The 8,447-nt window shown below is 63.6% G+C and carries 8 protein-coding genes; 6 read left to right on the top strand and 2 right to left on the bottom strand.

The window, feature by feature from the left end; translation table 11 throughout:
* Positions 1 to 366 precede the first annotated feature (366 nt).
* The 3 genes from minC to minE are packed head-to-tail and all read left to right on the top strand — an operon-like array spanning position 367 to position 2,239.
* Entirely contained in the window at positions 367 to 1,113 is a 747-nt protein-coding gene (minC, locus tag PVW46_RS06850; protein ID WP_069209781.1) for a septum site-determining protein MinC, read from the top strand.
* Positions 1,110 to 1,958 (top strand): septum site-determining protein MinD, encoded by an 849-nt coding sequence (minD, locus tag PVW46_RS06845; protein WP_043140129.1) that lies wholly within the window; start codon positions 1,110 to 1,112, stop codon positions 1,956 to 1,958. The genes minC and minD overlap by 4 nt, the downstream gene beginning before the upstream one ends.
* Positions 1,955 to 2,239 carry a cell division topological specificity factor MinE gene (gene minE / locus PVW46_RS06840; RefSeq protein ID WP_043139982.1) on the top strand — a complete coding sequence of 95 codons (285 nt, stop codon included), beginning with the start codon at positions 1,955 to 1,957 and terminating at the stop codon, positions 2,237 to 2,239. Before minD ends, minE begins: the two co-directional genes overlap by 4 nt.
* Before the next feature lie 685 nt (positions 2,240 to 2,924).
* Here minE and PVW46_RS06835 read toward each other — a convergent pair.
* Both PVW46_RS06835 and oiaX read right to left on the bottom strand, forming a co-directional pair.
* Positions 2,925 to 3,986: a hypothetical protein gene (locus PVW46_RS06835; protein WP_069209782.1), complete on the bottom strand. Its 1,062-nt coding sequence runs from the start codon at positions 3,984 to 3,986 to the stop codon at positions 2,925 to 2,927.
* Between the two features lie 159 nt (positions 3,987 to 4,145).
* Complete coding sequence (oiaX, locus tag PVW46_RS06830) at positions 4,146 to 5,390, bottom strand: 3-oxo-isoapionate-4-phosphate decarboxylase OiaX (RefSeq protein ID WP_069209783.1); 1,245 nt, start codon at positions 5,388 to 5,390, stop codon at positions 4,146 to 4,148.
* 131 nt (positions 5,391 to 5,521) lie between these two features.
* Between oiaX and PVW46_RS06825 the strand changes: the two genes are divergently transcribed.
* The 3 genes from PVW46_RS06825 to PVW46_RS06815 all read left to right on the top strand — a co-directional run.
* Entirely contained in the window at positions 5,522 to 6,475 is a 954-nt protein-coding gene (locus tag PVW46_RS06825; RefSeq protein ID WP_069209784.1) for a D-ribose ABC transporter substrate-binding protein, read from the top strand.
* Between the two features lie 63 nt (positions 6,476 to 6,538).
* Positions 6,539 to 7,189 (top strand): DUF2291 family protein, encoded by a 651-nt coding sequence (locus PVW46_RS06820; RefSeq protein WP_043139971.1) that lies wholly within the window; start codon positions 6,539 to 6,541, stop codon positions 7,187 to 7,189.
* On the top strand, positions 7,186 to 8,447 hold a 1,262-nt coding region (locus PVW46_RS06815), incomplete at its 3' end, for a sugar ABC transporter ATP-binding protein (protein WP_274575315.1). The genes PVW46_RS06820 and PVW46_RS06815, both read left to right, overlap by 4 nt.

Genomic DNA, 8,447 nt, shown 5'->3' with positions numbered 1-8,447 from the left:
TCGGTAGAGGACCAAACCCTGAACAGAGCGAACTCATAAACGCGGACTCAATGGGGACCGGGTCAGTCATGTCCGCAAGCCAGATCGGCTGGCGTGGATTTCAGGGTAATATAATGAAATTAAATTGAAAAGTGAAGGCGGTTTGGGGTGGTGCGTCCTTCTTCACGTTTGCATCTGACGGTTTTGCCCTGACATCGGCCGCCGGGGTCCGAGACCGTGCTAGCGCGGATATCTTTCAGCGACTTCCTGCTGAAATCCGGCGGTGTCCGAATTTCAATGTGGCACTCGCGTCTCAACGCTTTAGCCAGAGCAAAAACGGGGCGAGGCGACTCGCTACCGAAAAACGAGCAGGAGCAGAGCATCATCGTGTCGTCACGTCACGCCAATGAACGGCCCTCGCGCGCGCGGGCAGTCGTCAAACCATTCCAGATCCGCGGCCGTTTCCTGACTGCGCTCGCGCTCCGGCTCGAAGGCGGCCCACCCGATGTCGCGTTTTACGAAGCGCTAGACGAGCAGTTGCAGCAGACGCCGCAGTTCTTTTCCGCGGCGCCGGTGGTGCTCGATTTCGCCAAGGCTCCCGGCATCGCCACGCCAGAGAAGATTCGCGACCTTGCGCATGAGCTTCGCGAACGGAACCTTTTGGTCTTCGGCGTTCAGAACGCGGGTCCCGTAGATCAATTGGCCCTGCAGTCCATGGGACTCATCCCACTCGGTCCCGGGCGGGACGAGCCGGGCCCGGATGACGCGACACGCCGCAAACGCGGCGCCGAAAAACTGTTGCCGCCCGATAACAAGATCGTCACCGCGCCGGTTCGTTCGGGGCAGATCGTGGTTGCCGAACGCGGCGATCTGACCGTGGTCGGCTCTGTGGCATCGGGCGCAGAAGTGGTCGCCAGCGGCAACATCCATATCTACGGCACCCTGCGAGGCCGGGCCGTGGCAGGCGTACATGGCAACGTGAACGCGCGTATCTTCTGCCGGAAACTCGACGCTGAACTCGTGGCCATCGCCGGACTTTACAAGACCAGTGATACGCTCGACCCCGCGGCACGCGACCGGTGCGCGCAGATCTTCCTCGAAAAAGAAAAACTATGCATGGAGGCGATCGCATGACGACGCAAATGAAAGCAGAACCGCCCCTCGGTCGGGTCATCGTGATCACATCCGGCAAAGGTGGCGTTGGCAAGACCACCTCGGCCGCTGCCATCTCTGCCGGCCTTGCCAAGCTGGGCCATAAGACGGTGGTCATCGATTTCGATGTGGGTCTCCGCAACCTCGACATGACGATGGGCTGCGAGCGGCGCGTGGTGTTCGACTTCATCAACGTCATTCAAGGGGATGCACGGCTCAAACAGGCGCTAATTCGTGACAAGCGGCTGGAGACGCTCTCGATCCTGCCAACGTCGCAGACGCGCGACAAGGATGCTCTGACAAAGGAGGGCGTCGAGGCAGTGTTGGACGAATTGAAGAGGGAGTTCGACTACATCATTTGCGACAGCCCCGCCGGGATCGAGCGCGGTGCGCATCTTGCGATGTATTTCGCTGACGAGGCCGTTGTCGTGACCAATCCCGAGGTCTCTTCCGTGCGCGACAGCGACCGAGTGCTGGGGCTGCTCAGCAGCCAGACACAGCGCGCGGAAACCGAGGGTGCCGAACCTGTCAAGGCCCAAGTCCTGCTGACGCGCCACGATCGCGCCCGGGTCGACAGGGGCGAGATGATGACGGTCGAGGACGTGCTGGAAATCCTGGCGGTGCCTTTGCTGGGGATCATTCCGGAAAGCCAAGCGGTGTTGCGGGCATCAAACGTCGGCACGCCGGTCGTGCTGGACGAACCCTCCGCCGCCTCCAGAGCCTATGAGGACGCGGTCGCTCGGTTGACCGGCCAGGAAGTGGAGATGCGGGTTACAGGCGAGCGCCGCCCGGGGCTGTTCCATCGGCTTTTCGGACGGTCGGCATGAGCCTGTTCGGTCTGTCTCTCAGGTCGCGCCGTACAAAATCGGCGCAGACGGCGAAAGACCGCCTGCAGATCCTGCTGGCGCATGAACGTGGTCGGGGTTCGGGTGCGCCGGACTACCTGCCGGCTCTTCAGCGTGACATCGTGCAGGCGGTTCGGAAATACGTGGATATCGAGATGGACGATGTCGACGTCCGGATGGACCGGAGCAAGGACGTTTCGAGCCTCGAGATCAATGTCGAGATTCCCGCGGCCAAAACGGCTCGATTGCGCTCAAAGGACTGATGGGCGCGATGGTGGTGACGTTCACCAAATTGTACGTCCGGCTGCTGGATCGGACATGCCGCGGTTCTTCGGTCCGAGTGCAGTATCCCTTTTGGGGGACTGGGGCGGGCAGGGCTCGCTTGGGCGTCACCTCAACAGGTGTTTCGCCACAGTCCAGCCGCTGCGCCCGTCGGGCAGGACGAAATCCCACCAGATCGCTCCTACGCTCTCGCAGGGGGACACCGTTTTGACGGCGCGCGCGCGGCATCGGGGCTACGCCGAAACTTGGGCCAAAGACGGTATCACTGCTACCTCTCCTCACCCGGAATGGTTGCGGTGGCGGGGCCCGGTCAAGCTCGCCGCCTCTGTCATGAAGGCGCGTCTTTCGGCGTCCAGCCGGTCTGCCTGTCCCGGGTAGGCCTCGGCGCGCACGGCCCCCAGGATGCGCAGTCCGTCAGGCTATGGCCGCAGGTGCAGGGGACAGTGGGGGGCAACCCGCCCAGACATCGCGCAACTGGCCGATGTTCAAGACGTTTTCGCCTTGCGACAAAAGAATGCTGAGGTTCGTCGTTCGCGAACGGCCGGAGCCCGAGATCATCAGGCCAATTGCTCTGTCGCGCATCGTCTGCCTCGCTCCGGTCAATGCGGGGGTTTAGTGCCACGATCATTTTGAAGACCATTCAACCCTTTTTCAAGCCTACCTGCGTCAGTTGCGCGCGCCCCTCGCGAACAGGCCGAACAGGCTCCGGCGGCCCGCTGCAAGGCGGGCAATCTCTGCCTGCAGGGCCTCGATCCGGTCGGGGTCGGTGACGCAGACGTCCGAAACCCTGCTCAGGCCGCGGATGCGCTGGTCTGCCTCTTCTGGCGACAGGGCGGGCTGGCCGATTTCGGGAAAGCGAACACCGAATGTCTGGTCCAGCCAGTCGAGGTCCTGTGCCCGGGACTCGATCGCCTCTTTCAGACCGTCGCGCAAACGCGGCCGCGAAAAGCCGGGGCAATTTCCGTCGGCCTCCTGCACAAGCGCCTTCATCCTTTGCGTGCGTTTGGCGTGATAGCGGGTCGGGGCGTCGATCTCGCCGCGCAGGTAGCGCTGCATGATTTCCATCGCCTCGGGGCTGAGGCTCGTGTTGTCCTCGGTGGCCGAGTGTTTTGCGCCGGCAGGATCGATCCCGGCGAAGCGCTGGCAGAAATCCGTCACCACGTCCTGGCTGGCCAGTTCGGACCGGGCAAAGCGCACGCAGGTCAGGGGGCCGGGGCCATGAAGGCGCCAGGGGTCCAGCGTGTCACGGAAATAGCTGCGCGAGGGAATCGCGAAATCGGGACGTTTCTTCAGGTCTTGCTGGGCGGAGGACAGGAAATGCGAAGCCGGGTCGCGCAGGTAGGCACAGACGTCGATGTGGCTGAAAAGGGGGCGCAGTTCCTCGGTCAGACGCTGAAGCGCTGCAGCGGGAAAGGGGCGGAACTGGTTTTCGCAGGACAGGATCACGAGCCGTGGGTTGGTCTTGCGGATAGTGTCGCGGGCATCTTGCCAGAACGCCTCGCCCAGGGCCCGTTTGCGGTTGTCGGCACGAGCGCCACTCAGCCGGGGATCGTGCTGTTTCACGTCGTCGGTGAGATAGGAAAAGATGTCCTGGTGATTGGTGTGCTTGCCGGTCTCGGGGAACAGCACACCCGCGTCGCGCAGCATCTCGGGATTGGCGCGCAGGAAGTTCTGGATAGAGGTCGAGCCGGTCTTTCCCTGGCCGATGTGGATCAGAAGATTGGGCATCTTGGACACGCTTGGCTACAGAGGAAATGCGCAGGCTGGGCAGAGTGCCGCCCTCAGGACCTGATACACGCCTGCGTGATCACCTGCAAATCGCGCTTTTGCCGCCTGCGCACCCGTCTTCGGTGTCCCCTCCCGGGAACAGTCATGTACGCGCGCCGCCTATCCCCACTTGTCCAGCGAGGCCCGCAACTCTGGATGCTGACGCGCCTTGTCCGGCAGTGACAGGCCTTCGGCGGCGGCCTCCCAGGCTTGCCGGATCGCCTGAACGCCTGCGGCGGCGCCCATCGGGTGCCCGTGAATGCCGCCACCGCCCAGATACATCAGGTCCAGTGTCCGGCCCGTGCGGTTGTAGGTCTCGACCGCCTGTCCGCCCCACTGGCCCGAACAGACGACCGGCAGGGGCCTGTCGTCCTCGGAAAAGATGGGGGTCATCACGTCATGGAAGCTTTTGACAAAGCTCTCGTCCGGTTCCCAGTACTTGGCCGCGATGCCGTTGATCTGGAACTGGTCGACGCCCAGCAGGCGCCAGAGCTTCTGGTAGGCGCGGAATTCCATCCCCAGCGCCGGATGGCGGGTCAGGATGTCCCAGCCGTTGCGGTGCGCGTGCAGGCACAGCTGCGAGCGTTTGCGCAGGAAGCTCATGCCGCCCGGTCCGATCGAGTTGATGTTGATGACCGCCGCGTTGCCGCCGCGTTTCACGACATGGTCGTGCCCGCGCATCATCTGGTCGGGATCGGCCGACGAAATGCCAAAGGCATACATCACCCGCTTGCCGGTCTTCTGCGCATGGGCGTCGATCACCGGCATGATGGCGTCGACCCGCGCCTCTAGCGGGGCGTAGCCGGGGTTCATCATCTTTTCGTCGTCCTTGATGAAATCGACCCCGGCGGCGCAAAGCTCGGCCACCACTTCGGCGGTGTCCTCGGGTGTCAGCCCCAGCGAGGGCTTGATGATCGAGGCGATGATCGGCCCAACTTCGACGCCGGTCAGGCGCCGGGACCCCTTGATGCCGAATTGCGGTCCGGGATGGCAGGACCAGGCATCTGGCAGGTCGAAGTCCATCACCCGCACCCCGGTCAGCCCACGTGCGGCATAGACGCCGCCGACCGTCACCGTCATCAGCGCCGCGATGTCGGTGCCGATCGCTTCCAGCGGATAGGCGATCACTGCGTCGCCACGGTTGTAGGGGCCGGGGGTGTCGGTCGGAAAGCCGGGCCGGTCCACAGGGGGCAGGGCGGTCACGCTTTCCACCCGGGCCGCGCAGCGTTTGCGCACCGCGTCGGTTTCGCCAGGCAATTCCGTGAAGGTCCCGGTGGATTGGTCCGAGGCGATCTTTGCCGCCATCGCCTCGACGCTGCCGGGGCATTCGATGCGATAGGTCACACGGATGAAATCGTCGGTCATGGGGTCTCCTGTCAGGGGTGGACTCTAGTACTCATCATACCTGTTGACAATCATGTAATCATATCACAGGTTAACCGTGATCAGGGAGGTAGGACCCGTAACGGGCCGACTGATCTTTGGAGGAATGATTCATGAGCATTACACGTCGTCTCTTTGTATCCGGTCTGGCCATTACGGCGGTTCTGCCGACTGTCCGCGCGGCCCGGGCACAAGGCAAAGGCCTGATCGCGATCATCACCCCGAGCCACGACAACCCCTTCTTCAAGGCCGAAGCCGTGGGCGCCGAGGCGCGGGCACTGGAACTGGGCTATGAGACCCTTGTCCTGGTGCATGACGACGATCCCAACAAGCAGTCCGAGATGTTCGACACGGCCATCGCACGCGGCGCGGTCGCGATCATCTGTGACAATGCCGGGGCCGATGCCTCTGTCGCGCCGGTCCAGCGGGCCAAGGACGCGGGCATCCCGTCCTTCCTGATCGACCGCGAGATCAAGACCAGCGGCATCGCCATCAGCCAGATCGTGTCGAACAACTACCAGGGCGCGCAACTGGGGGCCGAGGAATTCGTCGCGCTCATGGGCGAAGAGGGCCCCTACGTCGAACTGCTGGGCCGCGAGGCAGATACCAACGCGGGCATCCGCTCGGCCGGGTATCACGACATCATCGACCAGTACCCGGATCTTCAGATGGTCGCGCAGCAGTCCGCCAACTGGTCGCAGACCGAAGGCTACGAGAAGATGGAAACCATCCTGCAGGCCAATCCGGGGATCAAGGGCGTGATCTGCGGCAACGACACGATGGCGATGGGCGCCTGGGCCGCACTCGAGGCGGCGGGCCGCACCGACGTGATCGTGGTGGGCTTTGACGGTTCCAACGACGTGCGGGATTCGATCCTGGCCGGCGGGATCAAGGCGACCGTGCTGCAACCGGCCTATCGCCAGGCACAGCTGGCGGTCGAGCAGGCGGACGAATACCTGCGCACCGGGTCGACCGGTCAGCCGGAGAAACAGCTGATGGACTGCGTGCTGATCACGCCGGACAACGCAGGGCGGCTGGAAACCTTCGCCCTTGCCGACGCAAGCTGATTGACCCCGGCGGCCTGGTTCTGGGACCGGGCCGCCCCGTCCTCGAACAACACCGGAAGTCCCATGCGCCAAGCGATCCTGTCGGGTGCGCTGGTCTGTCTGTTGCTGCCTGCGGCGGCCTGCAAGATCGTGCCCAATCCCGATCCCAACGACCAATCCGAAGCCCTGGCAAGCCAGACCGACGAGGCCCGCATGGCGGCCTATGTCGACGCGAACTGGGAGTCGCAGGTATTGCCGGTCATCGCCGAACATGAGGTGGCGTACGACACCTGGCGTCAGGCGCTGGCACAAGGGCTGGACGCGGCCGGTGAGGCACACGGCCTGCGCCCGGACGGTGAGGCCAACCCCTGGAATTTCGTCGTCTCGGGTACCGGGACCGTAACAGAGGCCAAGCTCGACAGCCGTGCCGCCAAGATGCAGGTGGACATGGACGGTGACGGCGCCGCCGACGTGGTGCTGCAGCTGGGGCCGATCATTCGCGGCACCGCCATGCGCGACGCCATGCCCTTTGTCGTTTTCACCGATTTCCGCGACCAGATCGAATTTGCCAAGCTGGCCCGTGCGATGAACGAACGTGCCAGTGCCGGGCTGACCCGGCCCGAGGGCGACGTGATCGGCCAGACGGTCAGTTTCACCGGCGTCTTCACCCTGCGTGCCGCAGGTGACACGCCGGAAATCGTGCCGGTCGAAATCGAGATGGGGGCCACTCCATGACTCTCGATCCCGACCCCGGCAGCGCCCATCCGATCGGCCTGTCGATCCGTGGCGGCACCAAGGTCTATCCCGGCACCATCGCCCTCAAGGAGGTTGATTTCGACCTGCGCATGGGGGCGGTCAACGTGCTGGTGGGCGAGAACGGTGCCGGCAAATCCACCATGATGAAGGTCATCGCCGGGGTCGAACAGCTGACCTCGGGCACGGTGACGATGAACGGCGAAGAGGTGCATTTCACCTCTACCGACGATGCCGAACGGCATGGCATCGGCATCGTCTTCCAGGAACTCAACCTGTTCCCGAACCTGACCGTGGCCGACAATATCTTCATGGCGCATGAAAAGACTCGCGGCGGCATCGACATCGACATGTCGGCGCAGCGCGAGGCCACGCGCGCCCTGATGCAACGTCTGGAACATGACATCGACCCGGACACGCTGGTCGGTGATCTGAAGGTCGGGCAACAGCAGATCGTCGAGATCGCCAAGAGCCTGTCGCGCGACGCCCGCATTCTGATCCTGGACGAGCCGACCTCGGCCCTGTCGAATGCCGAGGTCGAGATCCTGTTTCGCGTGATCGAGGAACTGAAGGCCGAAGGCGTCGGCATCGTCTACATCTCGCACCGGCTCGAGGAACTGATCCGCGTCGGAGACTACATCACCGTCCTGCGGGACGGGATGATCACAGGGGCGCAGTCGATGGAAGGCGTCGATATTCCCTGGATCGTGCGCAACATGATCGGCGACAGCTCCAAGGATTTCGCCAAGGAGATCGAACATCCCTTCGGCGACGAAGCCCTGCGGGTCGAGAACATGCGCCTGGCGGATACCAGCGGCGGCTTTGCGGTGGACGGTGTGTCCCTGTCGCTGCGCGCGGGTGAGATCCTGGGGATCTACGGGCTGATGGGCGCCGGACGGACCGAGCTGCTGGAGACCATCATCGGCCGGCATTCCCATGCCGTAGGGGATGTCTGGGTGCAGGGCGACAAGATGGGCCGGCCCTCGGTCCCCGACCGGATCGCCAAGGGGCTGGCCCTGATCCCGGAGGACCGCAAGCATGACGGGCTGGTCCAGATCCTGTCGATCCGCGAGAACATGACGCTGTCATCTGTCGGCAGTTTCACCCGGGGCGTGCACATGGACCTGGGCAAGGAACGCTCGCACGTGGCGGATTTCGTGCGCCGCATGGTGATCAAGATCGCCTCGCCGGAACATCCTGTGTCCGCGCTTTCGGGCGGCAACCAGCAGAAGGTGGTGAT

Origin of the sequence: Mameliella sp. AT18 (assembly GCF_028807275.1) — a bacterium.
GTDB classification, from domain to species: Bacteria; Pseudomonadota; Alphaproteobacteria; order Rhodobacterales; family Rhodobacteraceae; genus Antarctobacter; species Antarctobacter albus.
Note: the sequence above shows the minus strand (reverse complement) of the source record. Positions and strands in the feature narration are given on the sequence as shown.

What these genes read in the sequence shown, in the direction of transcription:
- PVW46_RS06825 (WP_069209784.1), top strand. Translation starts at nt 5,522, where the DNA reads ATGAGCATTACACGTCGTCTCTTTGTATCCGGTCTGGCCATTACGGCG.
- oiaX (WP_069209783.1), bottom strand. Translation starts at nt 5,390, where the DNA reads ATGACCGACGATTTCATCCGTGTGACCTATCGCATCGAATGCCCCGGC.
- PVW46_RS06835 (WP_069209782.1), bottom strand. Translation starts at nt 3,986, where the DNA reads ATGCCCAATCTTCTGATCCACATCGGCCAGGGAAAGACCGGCTCGACC.
- PVW46_RS06820 (WP_043139971.1), top strand. Translation starts at nt 6,539, where the DNA reads ATGCGCCAAGCGATCCTGTCGGGTGCGCTGGTCTGTCTGTTGCTGCCT.
- minE (WP_043139982.1), top strand. Translation starts at nt 1,955, where the DNA reads ATGAGCCTGTTCGGTCTGTCTCTCAGGTCGCGCCGTACAAAATCGGCG.
- minD (WP_043140129.1), top strand. Translation starts at nt 1,110, where the DNA reads ATGACGACGCAAATGAAAGCAGAACCGCCCCTCGGTCGGGTCATCGTG.